18 protein-coding genes are annotated in these 20,152 nt (G+C 73.1%); 13 read left to right on the top strand and 5 right to left on the bottom strand.

The features are described from left to right. The first annotated feature begins 48 nt into the window (after positions 1-48). Positions 49-774: a TetR/AcrR family transcriptional regulator gene (locus ACXNSR_RS09310; protein ID WP_458641635.1), complete on the top strand. Its 726-nt coding sequence runs from the start codon at positions 49-51 to the stop codon at positions 772-774. A 38-nt stretch (positions 775-812) separates the two neighbouring features. On the opposite strand, the gene ACXNSR_RS09305 is transcribed toward ACXNSR_RS09310, so the two are convergent. Continuing rightward, positions 813-1,937: a type ISP restriction/modification enzyme gene (locus ACXNSR_RS09305; protein WP_458643239.1), complete on the bottom strand. Its 1,125-nt coding sequence runs from the start codon at positions 1,935-1,937 to the stop codon at positions 813-815. Between the two features lie 136 nt (positions 1,938-2,073). On the opposite strand from ACXNSR_RS09305, the gene ACXNSR_RS09300 reads away from it, so the two are divergent. Beyond that, complete coding sequence (locus tag ACXNSR_RS09300; protein ID WP_189739804.1) at positions 2,074-2,235, top strand: hypothetical protein; 162 nt, start codon at positions 2,074-2,076, stop codon at positions 2,233-2,235. A gap of 73 nt (positions 2,236-2,308) precedes the next feature. On the opposite strand, the gene ACXNSR_RS09295 is transcribed toward ACXNSR_RS09300, so the two are convergent. Both ACXNSR_RS09295 and hmgA read right to left on the bottom strand, forming a co-directional pair. Then, positions 2,309-3,058 carry a GntR family transcriptional regulator gene (locus ACXNSR_RS09295; RefSeq protein WP_030723202.1) on the bottom strand — a complete coding sequence of 250 codons (750 nt, stop codon included), beginning with the start codon at positions 3,056-3,058 and terminating at the stop codon, positions 2,309-2,311. A 78-nt stretch (positions 3,059-3,136) separates the two neighbouring features. Beyond that, on the bottom strand, positions 3,137-4,450 hold the full coding sequence (gene hmgA, locus ACXNSR_RS09290; protein WP_458641634.1) for a homogentisate 1,2-dioxygenase: 1,314 nt from the start codon (positions 4,448-4,450) through the stop codon (positions 3,137-3,139). A 196-nt stretch (positions 4,451-4,646) separates the two neighbouring features. Between hmgA and ACXNSR_RS09285 the strand changes: the two genes are divergently transcribed. From ACXNSR_RS09285 to ACXNSR_RS09250, 8 genes are all read left to right on the top strand, one after another. Then, positions 4,647-6,794, top strand: a complete 2,148-nt coding sequence (locus ACXNSR_RS09285; RefSeq protein WP_458641633.1) for a right-handed parallel beta-helix repeat-containing protein — start codon at positions 4,647-4,649, stop codon at positions 6,792-6,794. Positions 6,795-6,930: 136 nt separating this feature from the next. Beyond that, complete coding sequence (locus ACXNSR_RS09280) at positions 6,931-7,752, top strand: cupredoxin domain-containing protein (protein WP_458643238.1); 822 nt, start codon at positions 6,931-6,933, stop codon at positions 7,750-7,752. A gap of 232 nt (positions 7,753-7,984) precedes the next feature. Then, positions 7,985-9,292 (top strand): hypothetical protein, encoded by a 1,308-nt coding sequence (locus tag ACXNSR_RS09275; RefSeq protein WP_458643237.1) that lies wholly within the window; start codon positions 7,985-7,987, stop codon positions 9,290-9,292. A 35-nt stretch (positions 9,293-9,327) separates the two neighbouring features. Further along, positions 9,328-9,948 (top strand): TetR/AcrR family transcriptional regulator, encoded by a 621-nt coding sequence (locus ACXNSR_RS09270; RefSeq protein ID WP_458643236.1) that lies wholly within the window; start codon positions 9,328-9,330, stop codon positions 9,946-9,948. Between the two features lie 187 nt (positions 9,949-10,135). Beyond that, complete coding sequence (locus ACXNSR_RS09265; RefSeq protein WP_458641632.1) at positions 10,136-12,334, top strand: molybdopterin-dependent oxidoreductase; 2,199 nt, start codon at positions 10,136-10,138, stop codon at positions 12,332-12,334. Between the two features lie 73 nt (positions 12,335-12,407). Next, the gene (locus ACXNSR_RS09260) at positions 12,408-13,895 is read left to right on the top strand and encodes a CitMHS family transporter (RefSeq protein ID WP_458641631.1); all 1,488 of its coding nucleotides are present in this window, start codon (positions 12,408-12,410) and stop codon (positions 13,893-13,895) included. 97 nt (positions 13,896-13,992) lie between these two features. Beyond that, positions 13,993-15,405, top strand: a complete 1,413-nt coding sequence (locus ACXNSR_RS09255) for an aldehyde dehydrogenase family protein (protein WP_458641630.1) — start codon at positions 13,993-13,995, stop codon at positions 15,403-15,405. Between the two features lie 97 nt (positions 15,406-15,502). Further along, complete coding sequence (locus ACXNSR_RS09250) at positions 15,503-16,588, top strand: Zn-dependent alcohol dehydrogenase (RefSeq protein ID WP_458643235.1); 1,086 nt, start codon at positions 15,503-15,505, stop codon at positions 16,586-16,588. Between the two features lie 79 nt (positions 16,589-16,667). Here the strand turns inward: ACXNSR_RS09250 and ACXNSR_RS09245 are convergent, their stop codons facing one another. Beyond that, on the bottom strand, positions 16,668-17,315 hold the full coding sequence (locus ACXNSR_RS09245; protein WP_458641629.1) for a TetR/AcrR family transcriptional regulator: 648 nt from the start codon (positions 17,313-17,315) through the stop codon (positions 16,668-16,670). A gap of 77 nt (positions 17,316-17,392) precedes the next feature. Here ACXNSR_RS09245 and ACXNSR_RS09240 point away from each other — a divergent pair, with 77 nt between their 5' ends. The 3 genes from ACXNSR_RS09240 (at position 17,393) to ACXNSR_RS09230 (ending at position 19,687) form a co-directional block, all read left to right on the top strand. Next, a complete protein-coding gene (locus ACXNSR_RS09240) occupies positions 17,393-18,547 on the top strand; it encodes an acyl-CoA dehydrogenase family protein (RefSeq protein WP_458641628.1) in 1,155 nt (384 codons plus the stop codon). A 79-nt stretch (positions 18,548-18,626) separates the two neighbouring features. Continuing rightward, positions 18,627-18,914 (top strand): YiaA/YiaB family inner membrane protein, encoded by a 288-nt coding sequence (locus ACXNSR_RS09235; RefSeq protein ID WP_327734722.1) that lies wholly within the window; start codon positions 18,627-18,629, stop codon positions 18,912-18,914. A 107-nt stretch (positions 18,915-19,021) separates the two neighbouring features. Next, entirely contained in the window at positions 19,022-19,687 is a 666-nt protein-coding gene (locus ACXNSR_RS09230; protein WP_458641627.1) for a TetR/AcrR family transcriptional regulator, read from the top strand. Here the strand turns inward: ACXNSR_RS09230 and ACXNSR_RS09225 are convergent. Continuing rightward, positions 19,678-20,139 carry a MaoC family dehydratase gene (locus ACXNSR_RS09225; protein WP_458641626.1) on the bottom strand — a complete coding sequence of 154 codons (462 nt, stop codon included), beginning with the start codon at positions 20,137-20,139 and terminating at the stop codon, positions 19,678-19,680. The two genes, ACXNSR_RS09230 and ACXNSR_RS09225, sit on opposite strands and share 10 nt — an antisense overlap. Between the last annotated feature and the right edge of the window lie 13 nt (positions 20,140-20,152).

Below are 20,152 nucleotides of genomic sequence, written 5' to 3'. Positions count from 1 at the left end.
CGGTGTACGTAACTAAGATGGTGGGGAGACGACGAGGTGATCTGAGCCATGACAGCCGGCGGGCGACCCGCTGAACCCGAAGTGATCTGGTCCCGCCCCCAGCGGGCCGGCCGCGGCCCCAGGCCCGCGCACAGCCGCGAGTCCATCGCGTCCGAGGCGGTGCGGATCGCCGACGAGGAGGGGATCGAGGCCGTCTCCATGCGGCGCGTGGCGGCCGGGATCGGCGCGGGGACGATGTCCCTCTACAACTACGTGCCGCGCAAGGAGGACCTGTACGAGCTGATGGTCGACGCGGTCAGCGGGGAGTACGAGTTCCCCGCGCCGACCGGCGACTGGCGGGCCGACCTGCTCGTGCTCGCCCGCGGGACACGTGCCCTGATGCACCGCCATCCCTGGCTGCCGCGCCTGCTGAGCCCCGTCTACGGCTTCGGCCCGAACGCCCTGCGCTACCTGGAGTACAGCCTGGAATGCCTGGCGCCGCTCGACGCGCCGGACGGCGAGAAGCTGGAGCTCGTCGCCGCCGTCAACGGGACCGTCGCCACCTACGTGGCCAGTGAGCTGGCGCTGGCCGAAAGGGCCCGGTCGCTGCCCTGGGGCGAGGCGGAGGAGCAGCGCGTACGGACGGCCTGGCTCGGCTCCCGGCTGGCCACCGGGGAGTATCCGCGGCTGGCGGCGGCCCTCGGTGGCGGCGGCCCGGTCCCGGGCGCCGAACTCGACATGGCCGAGGTCTTCGACCGTACGGTGTCCCGGCTGCTGGGGGCCTGGGGGGCGTAGGCCGTCTCTTTCGGATGGGCTGCTCCACCCGGTCCTGCTCAGAGGAGGGCGAACTGCCCTCCCGGGCCCTCCTCCTGGTGGTCCAGCACCGAAGCCGGGCGCCGGGACCAGGCCGGCGGGGGCAGCACCCCGGCCGTGCGCAGCTCCTCGGCCGACAGCCCCGGCCCGGGTTCGAACGCGGCGCGCTCCGGGGTCAGTTCGGCCAGCAGCGCCAGCGTGGTCACCAGCGACAGCAGCTCCGAGGTCCAGCGCTGCGGCCACTCGGCCGGCCCCAGCGCGGCCAGGCCCTCGGCGTCCGGACCACGGTGTGCGGTGCGGGCGGCGAACCAGGCCGGGAGCACCCGCACACCCTGCGCCTCGTACTCCCAGGCCCCGGCCGGAACGGGGGAGACCGTCCCGCTCCCGAGGCCCAGCGTCTCGCTCTCGGCGTCGTACGCGAGCTCGCGCGGCCAGCCCGCGACCGCCGAGCGGACGTACGGGCGGCGTCCGCCGGGCAGCCGGGGCGGCTCGCCGCCGCGGGCGCCGCGCAGCTGCACGCCCAGCAGCCGGTGCCCCAGCTCCAGGCCGGCCCGCCAGCGCCCGGGATCGGCGGCGAGCGGGACCTCGTACCCGCGCGGGCCCGCCCGGCCGGCCACGAGGATCCAGCCCAGGACGTCCTCGGGGGTGACGTCGCCGCCGAGGCGCGCACCGAGCAGGGGCAGCAGACCGGGGGCGAGGTTCGGCTCGGCGCCACCGGGGCGCCGGTGCAGGGGGCGGATCCGGCCGAGCCGGCCCACCGGGAGGTGCGCGGTGACCAGGGGATCCGGGGTCAGGGCGAGGAACAGCTGGTGCTCGTCCCGTACCCGCCAGAGCTCGGGGCGGGCCGCGTCGATGAGCCGCTGGTCGGGCAGCAGCCACTGCTCGTCGAAGGGCTCGCGGAGCACCCGTACCGGGTCGGGGCAGGGGCCCGGGACGTCGGCGAAACGGGCCGTGGCGGCCGAGCGCTGCCCCGGCAGGGCGGCCGCCCCGGCATCGGGCCCGCGGCTGCGGCTCGGACGGAACAGCCGCTCCCGCTCGGCACCTTCGGAGCCGGTCAGGGCGGCCCAGCGGGCGCGCAGGGCCGCCGGATCGGGTGCGGCCACCCAGTCCCGGCCCAGGCGCAGGCCGCCCACGGACCAGGGCATCAGATCGTCGAGCAGCGGTACGTCTTCGCTCACGCCGCCGATGGTAGCGACGGCATCCGATGGCCGGGCTGCGTCCAGGCCGAAGAGCTAGGCTCCTTATATACCCATACGTACGGTATCGACCGGGGAGGCGGTCATGAGCCAGTACGACGAATACACGACCCCGTCACAGGCCGAGGGCGAGCGCCTCGACGAGGACATGGACGAGGCCCAGCGCAAGCAGCGGCACCCCCAGACGATGCGGACCACGCCGTCCCAGGCGGAGGGGGAACGCACCAGGGAGGACGACGAGAAGTAGGCGCGCGCCGCCGGAAGGCGGGCGGCGGGCCGTCACGGGCATGGTCGGTGCGCGTCGACCGTCACGGGGGCCGTCAGTGCGCGTCGACCGTCACGGTGAAGGAGAACCGGTCGCCCCGATAGCGGATCCGGGCCACGTCCACCACCCGGCCGTCCTCGTCGTAGGTGACGCCCGTGTAGTGCAGGATCGGGCTCAGCAGCGGTACCTGGAGCAGCTCGGCCGTCTCCGGGTCGGCCAGCCGCGCCTCCACCGTGTCCGTGATCCGGCTGATGCGGACCCCCACGATGTCCCGCAGGACCTTCGTCATCGGCCAGCGTTCGAGATCGGCGAGATCCACCGCCTCGGCGAACTCCGGGAGGACGGCGTTCTCCGCCCAGTTGGTCGGCTCGCCGCTCTCCCGGTCGTGGCGCAGGCGGCGGTAGGTGACCACCTCGGCCGTGCCCGGGAAGTGCTCCAGCAGCTCCCCGGACACGGCCGTGCGGCCGTGCCCGAGGATCGTCGTGCGGTCGCCCGACTGCTGGGCCACGATCGCGTCGACCGAGCCCAGCAGCCGGACCGGGGTGCTGCGCAGCGCGCCCGGCTCGATGAAGGTGCCGCGCCGCCGGTGCCGGCTGATCAGCCCCTCGCCCTCCAGCTCCTTGAGCGCCTGCCGCATGGTCAGCACGCTCACCCCGTAGTGCCCGGCCAGCTGCTCCTCGGTGGGCAGGCGCAGCGAGGCGTCCGGGGTGCGCCCCAGTATCGAGGCGCGCAGTGACTGCGACACCTGGTACCAGAGCGGCAGCTTCCGGTTCAGTACCAGCGAGTCGGGGGCGAAGGCGGTCACGGGTGGTTCTCCGAAGGCTGGACAGGGGGGAGGTGCGGCGCATGCAGGGTACGGCGCATGCAGCGTATGCAGTGCAGGTCAGGCGCGGAAGTGGCGCTGCAGACCCTGCCACACGTCGTCGTAGCCGCGCTGGAGGTGATCGGCGCCGGCCGCCTGCGCGGTGGCGGTGATCGGCCAGCGGGTTTCGAACATGAAGGCCAGGCCGTCGTCGATCTTCTGCGGCTTCAGCTCGGCCGCGCTCGCCCGCTCGAAGGTCTCGTGGTCGGGGCCGTGCGCGGACATCATGTTGTGGAGCGAGCCGCCGCCGGGGACGAAGCCTTCGGCCTTGGCGTCGTAAGCCCCCTCGATGAGGCCCATGTACTCGCTCATCACGTTGCGGTGGAAGTAGGGCGGGCGGAAGGTGTCCTCGCCGACCAGCCAGCGCGGGGCGAAGACCACGAAGTCCACGCCCGCCAGCCCCGGAGTGTCGGAGGGAGAGGTCAGGACGGTGAAGATCGACGGGTCGGGGTGGTCGTAGCTGATCGAGCCCAGGACGTTGAAGCGGCGCATGTCGTACACGTACGGGACGTGGCTGCCGTGCCAGGCGACGACGTCGAGCGGGGAGTGGTCGTAGGTGGCGGACCAGAGGTTGCCGCAGAACTTGTTGATCACCTCCGTCGGGCGCTCGGTGTCCTCGTACGCGGCGACGGGAGCCTGGAAGTCCCGCGCGGCGGCGAGGCCGTTGGCGCCGATCGGGCCCAGGTTCGGCAGCTCGAAGGGCTGGCCGTAGTTCTCGCAGACGTAGCCGCGGGCGTCGGCGTCGAGCAGCTCGACGCGGAAGCGGACACCGCGGGGGATCAGGGCCATGTCGCCCGGGCGGGCGGCGATCAGGCCCAGCTCGGTGCGCAGGAGCAGCCCGCCGCGCTCGGGAACGATGAGCAGCTCGCCGTCGGAGTCGCTGAACACCCGGTCGGTCATGTCGGCGTTGGCCGCGTAGAGGTGGATGGCCATGCCGGCGCGCTGGGCGGCGTCGCCGTTGCCGCCGAGGGTCCACAGGCCGGCGAGGAAGTCGGTGCCGGGGGCCGGGTCGGGCAGCGGGTTCCAGCGGAGCCGGTTCGGGTCCGCGACGGACTCGGTGAAGGGCGCGGAGCGCAGGGCTCCGTTGTCGATGCGGGTGAAGGGCGGGTGCGCGGCCGAGGGGCGGATCCGGTAGAGCCAGGAGCGGCGGTTGTGGGTGCGCGGCTCGGTGAAGGCGCTGCCGCTGAGCTGCTCGGCGTAGAGGCCGAGGGGTGCGCGCTGGGGCGAGTTCCGGCCGATCGGCAGTGCGCCGGGGACGGCCTCCGAGCTGTGCTCGTTGCCGAAGCCGGTGAGGTACTCCAGTGCCTCTGCCGTCTTCCTGGCCTGCTCGCTCATGTGCTGCTCCCGCTCCGTCGAAGGAATCCTATGGTCGACAGTAGGATTCCGTGGCCCGCACGTCAACGGCAGGACTGCGCTCGGTCCGGAGATCGCCGGGAAAGGCCGGAAATGGGGGAGAGGGCGACGGGGGCCGGGGGCGCGAATCCGGTCGAGGGGGGTCCCAAAAGATGAACATTGCTCTACTCTCACGCGCATGTCGTGGACCCGCAGGTTCCCTGCCGTGCCGGCGGCGCTCCTCGCCGCCCTCCTCGCCCTCCTGTCCCTCCTCGTCGCCGCGCCCGCCGCCAGCGCGCACGAGGAGCGCCCGATCACCCTCCCGGACGGCTCCGGATCGGTACCCGAGTACCGCACGGCGGAGCCCGACCTCATCGTCTGCAAAACCGACCGGCCCGCCTTCGAGCGCCGGATATCCGCCTTCCCCGAAGAGCTCAGGCAGCGCAACCTCGCCCTGTACGAGCGGTGCGAGAAGAGCGGCTACCGGCACCTGCAGCAGGCCGTCGACGCCGTCGACCGGCCCGGGATGAACATCGCGATCCTCCCCGGCCTCTACGAGGAGGAGCCCTCGCTCCCCACGCCGACGGGGGAGTGCGCCGCGCTCAAGGCCCCCCAGTCCGCGCTCGGGTACCAGATCCTGTCGTACGAGCAGCAGGTGCAGTGCCGGCACAACCAGAACCTCGTCGCCATCCTCGGCAAGACGAACCTGCAGATCGAGGGCACGGGCGCGTCACGGCTCGACGTGGTCGTCGACGCCAAGTACCAGAAGCTGAACGCCATCCGCGCGGACAAGTCCAACGGGATCTACTTCCGCAACTTCACCGCCCAGCGCACCACCTTCAACTCGCTGTACGTCCTCGCGGGCGACGGCTTCGTCATCGACGACGTACTGACCCGCTGGAACGACGAGTACGGATTCCTGACCTTCGCCAGCGACCACGGGCTCTACAAGAACTGCGAGTCGTACGGGAACGGCGACTCCGGCATCTACCCGGGCAGCGCCTCGAACATCAACGACGGCCGCGGCTACGAGGTCCCCCGCTACTCCATCGAGATCACCGGCTGCCGCAGCCACCACAACATGGTCGGATACTCCGGCACCGCCGGCGACTCGGTGTGGGTGCACGACAACGAGTTCGACCAGAACATGGGCGGCGCCTCGATGGACAGCGCCTTCCCCGGCCACCCCGGACTCCCGCAGAACCACGCCAAGTTCGAGCGGAACCTGATCCACGACAACAACCAGGACTACTACGGGTACGTCGCCGACGGCACCTGCGCCAAACCGCCGATCGAGCGCGGCTACGAGCGGGGCGTGGTCTGCCCGCAGATCTCCATGCCGCCGGGCACCGGCATCATCACCGCGGGCGGCAACTGGAACCTCTACGAGAACAACTGGGTGTACGGGCACCGGCGCGCGGGCTTCTTCCTCAGCGCCGTCCCCGCCTTCATCCGCGGTGAGGAGGCGTGGTCGAAGCAGACCGACACCTCCCACCACAACCGGTACGCCGGGAACGTCATGGGCAAGGACAAGTCCGGCGCCGCCCGCCCCAACGGCATGGACGTGTGGTGGGACGGCCAGGGACGCGGAAACTGCTGGCAGGACGGACCCGACGGCTCCACCCCCGGTGCGGTCCCGCAGTGCGGTGACCGCCGGGGCGAGGTCTCGGGCGCCTCGGCCCGCCTCGTCGGCGAACCCGTCAAGCTGGCCCAACTCCTCGTCTGCGCGGACTACAACGTCCAGGCGCGCAAACTCCCGGCAGGCTGCGACTGGTACGGCGCGCGCGGACTGGAGCGGGTGGAGACCCAGCTCGCGCTGGCCGTGGCCGCGGTGCTGCTGCTCGTCGGCGGCGTCCTGTGGTGGCGCCGCCTGCGCGGCTCCCGGCTGGGCACGGCCGCCACGCTGGCCGGGCTGGCGGGTCTGGTCCTGGACGTGGCCGGCTCCACCATGCCCCTGACCGCCACCTTCGTCCCGGCGCTCGCCCTCCTCCTGCTCGGCCTGTGGTGGACGGGCGCGGGCCTGGTCCTGCGCCCCGGCCGCCCCTGGCTGGCCCGCCTGACCCTGCTGCTGGCCGGGCTCACCCTGCTGGACGCCTTCGACAAGGCCGTCCTGATGATCCCCTGGACCCCGCTGAGCCCCGCCTGGGTACGGGCCCTGGTCGCCGTGATCTGGGTCCTGTGGGCGGTGGTGGCCTCGGCCCGCCCCGGCACCCCGGCCCGCCCGTCGGGCCCGGGCGACGACCCCGCGGGCGACCGCGCCCCGGTCCCCGCCGGCCCCGCCCCGGCGCTGAGCGCGGCCGCCCCCGAGCCCCCGGCGGCCCCGACGACCCCGGACCCCGCGCCGTGACCCCCGCCCAGGCCGCCCCGACCCCAGGAGGCCAGCCGTGACCGACCGGCCCGACGACGACACCCGGTGCGACGCCTGCGCCACGCCGCATCCCCGTGGAGCCCGCAGGCTCCCCCGGACCGCCCGCGCCGCGGCCCTGCTCGCCCTCGCCCTGCTCCTCGCGGGCGGCGCGGCGACGGGCTGCGGCGGGCGGGCCACCACCCACCACAAGCCCGGCACCAGCCACGAGCAGGCCTCGGGCGGCGTGGGCACCCTGCTCGAGGCCACCGACGCCACCGGCCACCGGCTCCGCGAGGTCCCGGCCCAGGGCGCGCCGGAGGTCCAGCTGACCGTCCGCCCGGACTCGGAGGACGGCTGGAACCTCCAACTGGCCGTGACGAACTACCGCTTCACCCCGGACAGCACCGGCGGCGCCGCCCTCCCGGGCGTCGGCCACGCCCACCTGGAGCTCGACGGGCGCAAGCTGGCACGGCTGTACGGCCCTTGGTTCCACCTGCCCGCGGCACAGGTCCCCGAGGGTGCTCACACCCTGACCGTCCGCCTCTACGCGGACGACCACACCGCCTGGGCGGTCTCGGGCAAGCCGGTCGAGGGCACGGCCCGGCTCACCGCCACCGCCACCGCCCCGGGGCAGCCGGGTGGACACAGCCACGGGGACACCCCGCCGCCGAGCGGGAGCCCGGCGCCGGAGCAGGCCGACCGCACGGTCACCATCACCGTCCGGGACGGCAAGGTCAGCCCGGCCCCCGCCCGCACCGAGCTGCGGCGCGGAGAGCGCGTGGCCCTGCGCGTCACGAGCGACCGCGCGGACACCCTGCACGTCCACGGCTACGACAAGGAGCTCACCCTGCCGGCAGGCCAGGAGGCCACCCTGATCCTGACGGCCGACCGCACGGGCCTCTTCGAGGTCGAGACCCACGAGTCCGGCCTCGTCCTGACCCAACTCCTCGTCCGATGAGCCCACACCACCCCGAGCTCAGCCCCGAGCCCGGGCCCGTGCCCCGGGCCGCGCGGCTCGGCCTCCCGTTCGGGCCGCCGGGTGGAGTCCCGACCGGGTCGGACGGGGCCGGGGCGGAGTCCGGGTGGCCGGGCCGTGTTGCTGGCAAGGTGCCGCCCCGGGCGGTGGGGCGGTGAGCCCGCTCGGGCCGGTTCCCGCTCCGGGCGCCGGCGAGGGGGGCCACGGCCAGGGCGTGGTCCTTCACCCGGCCGATCCGCTCACCTCGCTCGCGCACGGGATCGGGTCCCAGCACGATCTGCCGATCTCTCCCTTCTACGCCTTCGCCGGTGCCTTCGCCGCGCTGTTCGTCTCCTTCCTCGCGCTCGGCCTGCTCTGGTCCACCTCCCGCTTCCGCGGAGCGCGTTCGGGCCTCGCCCTGCCCGCCGCCCTCCAGCGGGCGGCCGACGCGCCCGCCGTCCGAACCACCCTGCGCGGACTGGGACTCGCCGCCGCGGCGGCCGTCCTGCTCCACCTCCTCCTCGGTCCCGACGACCCCGCGCGCAACCCCGCTCCGGGCGCCGTCTACGTCCTCCTCTGGGTCGGACTCGTCCCCGCCTCCCTCCTCCTCGGCCCCGTCTGGCGCCTGCTCAACCCGCTCCGCACCCTGCACCGCCTGCTCTCCCGCTCCCCGCTCCGCCGCGGCCCCGGCCGCCACCGCCCCCTTCCCGACCGGCTCGGCCAATGGCCCGCCGCCGCCGGGCTGTTCGGCTTCACCTGGCTCGAACTCGTCGCTCCCGATCCCGCATCCACCACCACCCTCCTCATCGCCTTCACCGCCTATGCCACTGCCCAGCTACTGCTCGCCGCCCGCTTCGGCGAGCGCTGGTTCGACGGAGGCGACGCCTTCGAGGCGTACTCCGCCCTCCTGGCCCGGCTCGCCCCCCTCGGCCGTCGCAGCGACGGCCGCCTCGTTCTCCGTAACCCCTTCCACGGACTCGACGCGACACCCGAGCGGCCCGGACTCGTCGCCACCGTCTGCGTCCTGCTCGGCTCGACCGCCTACGACGGCTTCTCCGACAACCCCTCCTGGATCAACGTCCTGCAGACCTCCCCCCTCGGCCGCATCCCCACGGCCACACTCGGACTCCTCGGTTCCATCGCCCTCGTCGCCACCCTCTACTGCCTCTGTGCTGCCGCCACCCGCCTCGTCAGCGGCCCGCACCCCGGCCCGCTGACCGCCTTCGCGCACTCACTCGTACCGATCGCGCTCGGCTATCTCATCGCCCACTACTTCTCCCTCCTGGTAGTCGAAGGACCACGCACGGTGAGCATGGCACTCGGCACTGACAACGCCCCCGAACCCGTGCCGCCACTGGGTCCCGGCGGCCTCGCCGCCCTCCAGGTCATCGCCGTCGTCACCGGTCACGTCCTCGGTGTCGTCGCGGCCCACGACCGGTCCGTGCGGCTCTTCCCGCCCGCGAAGGCGGTCGCCGGACAATTGCCGCTGCTCGTGCTGATGATCACTTACACCGTCGGAGGGCTCAGTCTTCTGCTGAACTGAGACCCCCACGGAACCGAGAAGCGAGGAGCGGCATGATGGACCCCGTGCCTCCCGTCCACTCCCTGCGCCGAGCGCCGATCCAGCAGCGCAGCGCCGACCGGCTCGCCCGCATCCTCGACGCCTGCGCCGAGCTGCTGGACGAGACCGGGTACGAGAACCTCAGCACCCGTACCGTGGCCCTGCGCGCCGGCGTGCCGATCGGTTCCGTCTACCGCTTCTTCGGCAACAAGCGGGCCATGGCCATCGCCCTCGCCCATCGCAACCTGGACCGCTACGCCGACGGCATCGCGGACCGGCTCGCCGATATCCCGGCCACCGACTGGCGGCCCGTCGTGGACGCGGTACTGGACGAGTACCTGGCGATGAAGCGCAGTGTTCCCGGCTTCGCGCTCGTCGACTTCGGTGTGCCCGCGCCTCCGACGGAGGGGCCGGAGGCGGACCCCAATCACCAGGTCGCCGCCCGGCTCACGGAACTGCTCTCCGCGCATCTCGCCCTGACCCCCGACGCCGTGCTGGAGCGGGCCGTCCTCGTCGCGGTCGAGGCCACCGACGCGCTGATCCAGCTCGCCTTCCGGACCGACCCGGCCGGGGATCCCGGCATCGTCGCCGAGACGCGCGCGATGATGCACGCGTACCTGGCCCGCGTGCTGGACTGACCCCTTCCGGGCCCGGCGGCGGTACTGCCGCTGCCGGGCCCGGTGTCGCTGCCGCCGGGGTTCGAGAGGTGCCGGTCGTCACCCGTACCCACTCGGTCCCGCACACCTCTCCCCTCCATGCGTACCGGTCGGTATGCTCGGTGCACTCCGCGCGTCCGTGCCGCAGACCGCCGCCCCTGGAGGGCCCATGTCCCGCACCGCCCTGCGTATCTGCCCCCTCTGCGAAGCCACCTGCGGCCTCAGCCTCACCCTTGCCGACGGCGCGGTCACCGGAGCCCGCGGTGACCGCGGGGACGTCTTCAGCCGCGGCTTCATCTGTCCCAAGGGCGCCGCGTTCGGGGCGCTCGACTCCGACCCCGACCGGTTGCGAAGCCCCCTCGTCCGCCGCGACGGCCGCTTGCGGGAGGCCACCTGGGAAGAGGCCTTCGAGGCCGTCGCGAGCGCCGTCCCGGCCCTGGTCCAGGAGTACGGGGCCCAGTCGGCCGGGGTCGTCCTCGGCAACCCGAACGTCCACACCATGGCCGGCGCGCTCTACCCGCCCCTGCTCCTCAAGAGCCTCGGCACCCGCAACCTCTTCACCGCCAGCACCCTCGACCAGATGCCCAAGCACGTATCCAGCGGACTGCTCTTCGGCGACCCCTTCGCCATCCCGGTCCCCGACCTCGACCGGACCGACTTCCTGCTGCTCCTGGGCGCGAACCCGGTCGAGTCCAACGGCTCCCTGTGCACCGCTCCCGACTTCCCGGGCCGGCTCAAGGCCCTGCGCGCCCGCGGTGGCACCCTGGTCGTCGTCGACCCGCGCCGTACGCGCACCGCCGCGCTCGCCGACCGCCACCTCGCGCCCCGCCCCGGCAGCGACGCACTGCTGCTCGCCGCCCTCGCGCACACCCTGATCGAGGAGAAGCTCGCCGACCCCGGAGCGCTGGCGGAACACTGCGACGGCATCGGGGAACTCGGTGCCGCGCTCGGGAGTTTCACCCCTGAGGCCGTCGCACCCGCGTGCGACCTCACCGCTGCCGAGATCCGCACCCTCGCCCGCGAGCTCGCGGCCGCACCCACCGCCGCCGTCTACGCCCGGATCGGCAGCTGCACCGTCGAGTTCGGCACGCTCGCGAGCTGGCTGGTCGACGTACTGAACATCCTCACCGGCAACCTCGACCGGCCGGGCGGAGCCCTCTTCCCGCTCTCCGCGACGGCCCCTGCGGGCCGCCCCGCGGGTCCGGGCAGGGGGTTCACCCTCGGCCGCTGGTCGAGCCGGGTCTCCGGCCACCCGGAGGTCAAGGGCGAGCTGCCGATGGCCGCCCTCGCGGAGGAGATCGAGACTCCGGGCGACGGCCGGATCCGGGTCCTGTTGGCCATCGCCGCCAACCCGGTCCTGTCCGCACCCGACGGCGACCGACTGGACCGGGCGCTGGCCGGACTGGACTTCATGGTCTCCGTCGACCCCTACCTGAACGAGACCTCACGCCACGCCCACGTCGTCCTGCCACCGCCGCCGCCCTCGCAGAGCGCGCACTTCGACTTCGCGTTCAACGGGTTCGCCGTGCGCAACCAGGCCCGCTATTCACCCGCCGCCCTCCCGCTGGAGGACGGACGCATGGACGAGTGCGAGATCCACGCGCGCCTGATCCTCGCGGTCTCCGGCCTGCACGGAGCGCCGCCGGGGGCCGTGGACGAGCGCGTCATAACCGACAGCCTGGCCCGGGCCGTCACCGATCCCCACTCACCGCTCCACGGCGGCGACCCGCAGGAGCTGGCGCGCCTGCTGACCGGCCGCACCGGACCCGAGCGGCGCCTGGACCTGATGCTGCGCACCGGCCCGTACGACCTGATCCTCGAAGATCTGCGGCAGGCGCCGCACGGCATCGACCTCGGTCCGCTGCGGCCCCGGCTCCCGGGCGTGCTGAAGACCCGCAGCGGCAGGATCGAGCTGCTCCCGGACCCGATCGCAGCCGAGCTCCCCCGGCTGGGCGCGACGCTCGCCGACCGCCCCGCCGCCCTGGTGCTCGTGGGCCGCCGCCATCTGCGGTCCAACAACAGCTGGTTGCACAACGTCCCGGCCCTCACCGGAGGTTCCAACCGCTGCACCCTTCAGGTCCATCCGCAGGACGCGGACCGGCTCGGACTCGTCCACGGAGGGCACGCCAGGATCACCGCCGACGGCGGGAGCCTGGAGGTGCCCGTCGAGGTCACCGACGCCGTCCGCCGTGGCGTCGTGAGCCTTCCGCACGGCTGGGGCCACGACCGGGCCGGCTCGCGGCTGTCGGTGGCCGCCGCGGCGCCCGGTGCGAACGTCAACCAGCTGCTCGACGGCACCCGCATGGACCGGCTGTCCGGCACGGCGGTGCTCAACGGCTTCCCCGTCGAGCTGGCGCCACTGCCCTGAGCTGGGGTTTTGCTCGTATTGCTCACGCTCGGACGTCTTGTTGGCGCAATGAGGCGGCACCTACCTTCCCCACATGCTGACCTTCCTCGGCTTCGCCATGATCGCGACATTCCTGGTCCTGATCATGATGAAGAAAATGTCGCCCATAGCGGCGCTCGTCCTCATCCCCGCACTCTTCTGCGTGTTCGCAGGCAAGGGCGCGCACCTCGGCGATTACGTCATCGAAGGCGTCGGCAAGCTCGCCCCGACCGCCGCCATGCTGATGTTCGCCATCGTCTACTTCGGCGTGATGATCGATGTCGGCCTCTTCGACCCGATCGTCCGCGGCATCCTGCGCTTCTGCAAGGCGGATCCGATGCGGGTGGTGGTCGGCACCGCCGTCCTCGCCGCGATCGTCTCGCTCGACGGCGACGGATCGACCACCTTCATGATCACCGTTTCGGCCATGTACCCCCTGTACAAGCGGCTCGGCCTGAGCCTGGTGGTGATGACGGGTGTTGCGGCCACGGCCAACGGCGTCATGAACACCCTGCCCTGGGGCGGTCCGACCGCGCGCGCCGCCACCGCCCTCAAGCTCGATGCCGCCGACATCTTCGTCCCGATGATCCCGGCGCTCGCGGTGGGCCTGCTGTTCGTGTTCGTCCTGGCGTACGTCCTCGGCGTACGGGAGCGCCGCCGGGTCGGCACGCTGGTGCTGCCCGGTCCGGCGGCGCCGGGGGCCACCGAGGCGGAGCTGGTCCCGGCCGGGCCCGGCGCGGTAGCGGCGGCCGCCGCGGACGTTGCCGTGACGTCCGCGTCCGTCAATGGCTCCGCCGGATCTACGGATTCCGCCGGATCTGCGACTTCCGCCGGGTCAGCCGCCGGTCCGGCCGCCGCCGCCCCGAACGGGAACGGTTCCGCCCCCGCGCCCGAGGACGGATTCCAGGGCCTGGACCCCGACCGCCCCACCCTGCGGCCCCGCCTCTACTGGTTCAACGCGGGCCTCACCGTGGCCCTCCTCACCGCGATGATCATGGAGCTGCTGCCCATCCCGGTGCTGTTCCTGCTCGGCGCCGCCCTCGCCCTCACCGTCAACTTCCCGCACATGCCCGACCAGAAGGCCCGGATCGCCGCCCACGCCGACAACGTCCTGAACGTCGCCGGCATGGTCTTCGCCGCCGCCGTCTTCACCGGGGTCCTCACCGGCACCGGCATGGTCAAGCACATGGCCGACTGGCTCGTCGGCGCCATCCCCGAGGGCATGGGCCCGCACATGGCGCTCGTCACCGGCCTGCTCAGCCTGCCGCTCACCTACTTCATGTCCAACGACGGCTTCTACTTCGGCGTCCTGCCCGTCCTGGCCGAGGCCGGCGCCGCCCACGGGGTCTCCCCGCTCGAGATCGCCCGCGCCTCCCTCGTCGGCCAGGCCCTGCACATGTCGAGCCCGCTGGTTCCGGCCGTCTACGTCCTCGTCGGCATGGCCAAGGTCGAGTTCGGCGACCACACCCGATTCACCGTGAAATGGGCGGCCCTGACCTCGCTCGTGGTCCTCGCGGCAGGGATGCTTTTCGGCATCATCTGAGATCCGGCGCCTCCGGCCGATAAAAACTACCGACGCTAGTTTGTAGGGTGTTCACGAGGTCGGATCTACGCGCTCGTGCGTGCTCGGGAGGAATGCCATGAAGGCCCACGACGGGATGTACATCGACGGCGCGTGGCGGCCCGCCGCCGGCAGCGATCTGATCGAGGTCGTGAACCCGGCCGACGGCCAGGTCATCGCCCAGGTCCCGGCCGGTACCGAGGAGGACGTGGACGCGGCCGTACGCGCGGCCCGTGCGGCCCTCCCCGGCTGGGCGGCCACGGCCCCTGCCCAGCGGGCCGCCCTGATCGGCGCGCTCCGCGACGCACTGCTGGCCCGTACCGGCGAGCTCACCGAGACCATCACCGCCGAGCTCGGGTCCCCGCTCGGCTTCTCGAAGGCGGTCCACGTCGGAGCGCCGATCGCCGTGGCCACCTCCTACGCCGAACTCGCCGCCTCGTACGCCTTCGAGGAGCGGGTCGGGAACTCCACCGTGCTGCTGGAACCGATCGGGGTGGTCGCGGCCATCACGCCCTGGAACTATCCGCTGCACCAGGTCGTTGCAAAGGTGGCGCCCGCTCTCGCCGCCGGCTGCACCCTCGTCCTCAAGCCGGCCGAGGACACCCCGCTGACCGCACAGCTCTTCGCCGAAGCCGTGCACGAGGCGGGCATCCCGGCCGGAGTCTTCAACATGGTGACCGGTACCGGTCCGGTCGCCGGCCAGGCTCTCGCCGCGCACGAGGGAGTCGACCTCGTCTCCTTCACCGGCTCGACCGCGGTCGGCAAGCAGATCGGCGCCACGGCCGGTGCCGCCGTCAAGCGGGTCGCGCTCGAGCTGGGCGGAAAATCGGCCAATGTCATCCTGCCCGGGGCCGACCTGGTCAAGGCCGTCGCGGCAGGCGTCGGGCACGTCATGAACAACAGCGGCCAGAGCTGCAACGCGCTGACCCGGATGCTCGTCCACCGGGACCACTACGAGGAGGCCGTCTCGCTCGCGGCCGCCGCCGTCGCCGACTACCCCACCGGCGACCCCCGCGAGGCCGGCGTCCGCGTCGGCCCGGTCGTCAACGCCAAGCAGCACGAGCGCGTCCGCGGCTTCATCGCCAAGGGCGTGGTGGAAGGCGCGCGCCTGGTCGCCGGCGGGCCCGACGCGCCGCTGGAGCAGGGGTACTTCGTGGCGCCGACGGTGTTCGCCGACGTCACGCCCGACATGACCATCGCCCAGGAGGAGATCTTCGGCCCGGTGCTGTCGATCCTGCGCTACGAGGACGAGGAGGAGGCCCTGAGCATCGCCAACGGCACCGTCTACGGCCTGGGCGGCGCCGTCTGGGCCGCCGACGACGCGACGGCCGTGGCCTTCGCGCGCCGGATGGACACCGGGCAGGTGGACATCAACGGCGGCCGCTTCAACGTGCTCGCGCCCTTCGGCGGCTACAAGCAGTCGGGTGTCGGCCGTGAGCTGGGCGCGCACGGTCTGGCGGAGTACCTCCAGACCAAGTCGCTGCAGTTCTGATCCCCCTGCCCGAGCTGTCGGCCTGCCCACCTGCCCGCCTGCCGCACCCGTCCGAACCGCCGCACCCGCCCCGTACCGGAAAGACGAGATGACGACCATGGTCCGCGCCGCTGTCCTGCCCGCCGTCGGAGCCCCGCTGGAGATAAGGGACATCGTGCTGCCGGATCCCGGCCCGGGGCAGGTCCGGGTGCGGCTGGCCGCGGCCGGGGTGTGCCACTCCGACCTCTCCCTCACCAACGGCACCATGCGGGTCCCCGTGCCCGCCGTCCTCGGTCACGAGGGCGCGGGCACGGTCCTCGCGGTGGGGGAGGGCGTCACCCACGTCGCCCCCGGTGACGGCGTGGTGCTCAACTGGGCCCCGTCCTGCGGGGAGTGCCACCACTGCACGATCGGTGAGGTCTGGCTCTGCGCCACGGCGCTCACCGGGGTCGGGGCCGTCTACGCGCACGACGCACAGGGCACCGCGCTGCACCCCGGGCTGAACGTGGCCGCCTTCGCCGAGGAGACCGTCGTCGCGGCCAACTGCGTACTGCCCGCCCCGGCCGGGATCCCGCTCACCGAGGCCGCCCTGCTCGGCTGCGCCGTCCTCACCGGCTACGGGGCCGTCCGGCACAGCGCCCAGGTCCGCCCGGGCGAGTCGGTGGTCGTCTTCGGAGTCGGCGGGGTCGGCCTGGCGGCCCTCCAGGCCGCCCGGATCGCGCAGGCCGGTCCGGTCATCGCCGTCGACGTGTCCCCGGCCAAGGAGGAACTGGCCCGCGCGGCCGGGGCCACCGAGTTCGTGGTGGCCTCCGACACCACCGCCCAGCAGATCCGCGCGCTGACCGGCGGGCAGGGCGCCGACGTCGCCGTCGAGTGCGTCGGCCGGGCCGAGACCATCCGGGGAGCCTGGGAGTCGACCCGGCGCGGCGGCCGCACCACGGTCGTCGGCATCGGCGGCAAGGAGCAGCGGGTCACCTTCCACTCCATGGAGATCTTCCACTTCGCCCGCACCCTCACCGGCTGCGTCTACGGCAACAGCGACCCGGCCCGCGACCTCCCGGTGATCGCCGAGCACGTCCGCGCCGGCCGCCTCGACCTGGGCACCCTGGTCACCGACCGCATCACCCTCGACGGAATCCCGGCCGCCTTCGACGCCATGCTGGCCGGCAAGGGCGGCCGCTCCCTCGTCGTCTTCCAGCCCTGACGGACGCCGCCCTGCCGCTGCGGCCGCCGCCCGGTTGCTGCCGCCGCCGTGCCCCGGCGCGCTGCCGCGACCGGGCGCGTCACGCGACTTCGTTCAACGCCTCGTACTGCAGGGCCAGTCCGTCCAGCAGCGCCGCCAGGCCCGTCTCGAAGGCGTCCTCGTCCACCTCGCGCCCGCGCTCCGCGAGCAGGTGGGCCTGGCCCAGGTGCGGGTAGTCCGCCGGGTCGTACGCCGTGCGGTCGTCCACGAACCCCCCGGCGAAGGAGGCCACCGCCGAGCCCAGGATGAAGTACCGCATCAGGGCGCCGATCCGGGTCGCCTGCGCCGCCGGCCAGCCCGCCGCCGTCATGGCCCCGAACACCGCGTCCGCCAGCCGCAGCCCGGCCGGCCGCCGGCCCGGCCCGCGCGCCAGCACCGGGACGATGTTCGGGTGGTCCGCGAGGGCGTCCCGGTACGAGTGCGCCCACGCGTGCAGAGCCGCCCGCCAGTCCTGGTCCCGGCCGCCGTCGAACATCGACAGGTCCACCCGCGCGCTCACCGCGTCCGCCACCGCGTCCAGGATCTCGTCCTTGGTCCGGAAGTGGTTGTAGAGCGAGGGTCCGCTGACCCCGAGCGCGGCCGCCAGCCGCCGCGTCGACACCGCCTCCAGCCCCTCCGCGTCCACCAGGGCGCCGGCCGCCTCGATGATGCGGTCCCGGCTGAGGAGGGGCTTGCGCGGTCTGGCCATGCGCCACATAGTAGGGCCTGCCCGCCATAAACTACCGGTGCTAGTTAAAGGCCCCGGTCCCGTCCCGGAGGTGCCCGGTGAATCTGGAGCTGAGCGAGGAGCAGACCGCCGTCCGCAGGCTCGCCCGCGAGTTCACCGAGCGCGAGGTCGTCCCGTACGCCGCCGAGTGGGACCGTGCCGAGAGCGTGGACCGGGCCATCGTGAAGAAGCTGGGCGCGCTCGGCTTCCTGGGCCTGACCGTCCCCGAGGAGTACGGCGGCTCCGGCGGCGACCACCTCTCCTACGTCCTGGTCACCGAGGAGCTCGGGCGCGGCGACTCCGCCGTGCGCGGGATCGTCTCCGTCTCCCTCGGCCTGGTCGCCAAGACCGTCGCCGCCTGGGGCACCGAGGAGCAGAAGCGCGCCTGGCTGCCCCGCCTGTGCTCCGGCGACGCGCTCGGCTGCTTCGGCCTGACCGAGCCCGGCACCGGCTCCGACGCCGGCAGCCTCACCACCCGCGCCGTGCGCGAGGGGGACGACGCCTACGTCCTCGACGGCAGCAAGATGTTCATCACCAACGGCACCTGGGCCGACGTGGTGCTGCTCTTCGCCCGCACCGGCGACGAGCCCGGCCACCGCGGGGTGTCCGCCTTCCTCGTCCCCACCGACACCCCGGGCCTGACCCGCCGCGAGATCCACGGCAAGCTCGGCCTGCGCGGCCAGGCCACCGCCGAGCTCGTCCTCGACGGCGTCCGCGTGCCCGCCTCCGCGATGCTCGGCCCCGAGGGCAAGGGCTTCTCGGTCGCCATGTCCGCCCTCGCCAAGGGCCGGATGTCGGTCGCCGCCGGCTGTGTGGGCATCGCGCAGGCGGCCCTGGACGCGGCGCTCTCGTACGCTGCCCAGCGCGAGCAGTTCGGCAAGCCGATAGCCCACCACCAGCTGGTCCAGGAGCTCATCGCCGACATCTCGGTCGACGTGGACGCCGCCCGCCTGCTGACCTGGCGCGTGGCCGACCTCATCGACCGCGGGCAGCCCTTCGCCACCGAGTCCTCCACCGCCAAGCTCTTCGCCTCCGAGGCCGCCGTGCGCGCCGCGAGCAACGCCCTCCAGGTGCACGGCGGGTACGGCTACATCGACGAGTACCCGGCGGGCAAACTGCTGCGCGACGCCCGCGTGATGACCCTGTACGAGGGCACGAGCCAGATCCAGAAGCTGCTCATCGGCCGCGCCCGCACCGGGGTCTCCGCCTTCTGAGGCCGCCCGGGGCAGGCTGAGTACGCGCATGAGTACGCGTGCGGATGTGCTCGCGCTCGCTCCGCCCGATGCTCGACCCATGAACGAGACACCGGTCAAGCAGCAGAGCACGGGGGCGTACTACGGCCAGGCCGTCGCCTCCTTCGGCATCGCCATCGGCGCCGTGGCCGTGGGGATCTACAACCTGGAGGCGAGCGGCTGGGTCCGGGCCTTCCTCGGTATCGCGGTCCTCTACCTCACCACCTCGGCCTTCACCCTGGCCAAGGTGATCCGTGACCGCCAGGAGGTCACGCAGATCGTCAGCCGGGTGGATCAGGCCAGGATGGAGAAGATCATGGCCGAGTACGATCCCTTCGCACCGAAGTAGCCGGTTCCCGGGGGCGGCTCGCCGGGCCCGGTCGGCCCGACTTCGCTAAGCGCTTGCTCACCCTCCGGTAGGGTGTTCACTTCCATACGGTGAAGGGTGAGTGAGCGATGGGCAGCGCGGAGGATACGGTCGACGGCTACCGGCCGTGGTCCGAGGTCACCCCCGACGCCGCACGGCGGCTGCTCGTCGCCGCCGTCGACGCCTTCGCCGAGCGCGGGTACCACGCCACCACCACACGTGACATCGCGGGCCGTGCCGGCATGAGCCCGGCCGCGCTCTACATCCACTACAAGACCAAGGAAGAGCTGCTCCACCGGATCAGCCGGATCGGCCACGACAAGGCGCTGGAGATCCTGACCACCGCCGCCGACGGCCCCGGCAGTGCGGCCGACCGGCTCGACGCGGCCGTACGGTCCTTCGTCCGCTGGCACGCGGCGCACCACACCACCGCACGCGTGGTCCAGTACGAGCTCGACGCCCTCGCGCCGGAGCACCGCTCCGAGATCGTGGCGCTGCGCCGGGAGAGCGACGCGGCCGTGCGCCGCATCATCGCCGACGGGGTGGCCGCGGGGGAGTTCGACGTCCCCGACGTGCCGGGCACGACCCTCGCCGTGCTGTCGCTGTGCATCGACGTGGCCCGCTGGTTCAACACGGTCGGGCAGCGCACCCCCGACGAGGTCGGCGGGCTCTACGCCGACCTCGTACTCCGCATGGTCGCCGCGCGGCCGGCCCCGGGGCGGGCGCGCGGCGGTCCGGCCGGGCTTCAGAAGTAGTAGCGCGACACCGACTCCGCCACGCACACCGGCTTGTCGCCGCCCTCGCGCTCGACCGTGACCGTGGCGGTGACCTGTACGCCGCCGCCCGCCTCCGCGACCTCCGTGATCACGGCGGTGGCGCGCAGCCGCGAGCCGACCGGCACCGGCGCCGGGAAACGGACCTTGTTCGTACCGTAGTTGAGGCCCATCCGCATGCCCTCGACCCGCATGATCTGCGGCACCAGGCTCGGCAGCAGCGACAGCGTCAGATAGCCGTGCGCGATGGTGGAACCGAAGGGTCCGCCCGCGGCGCGCTCCGGGTCCACGTGGATCCACTGGTGATCGCCGGTGGCATCCGCGAAGAGGTCGATCCGCTTCTGGTCCACCTCCAGCCACTCGCTGGGGCCGAGCGGTTCGCCGATCCCGGCGTGCAGCTCCTCGGCGGACGTGAAGACCCTCGGCTCGGCCATGCCCTGTTCCTGT

It is taken from the genome of Streptomyces sp. NC-S4, assembly GCF_054353315.1.
The sequence above is the reverse complement of the archived record's forward strand: the minus strand, read 5'-3'. Positions and strand labels throughout refer to the sequence as shown.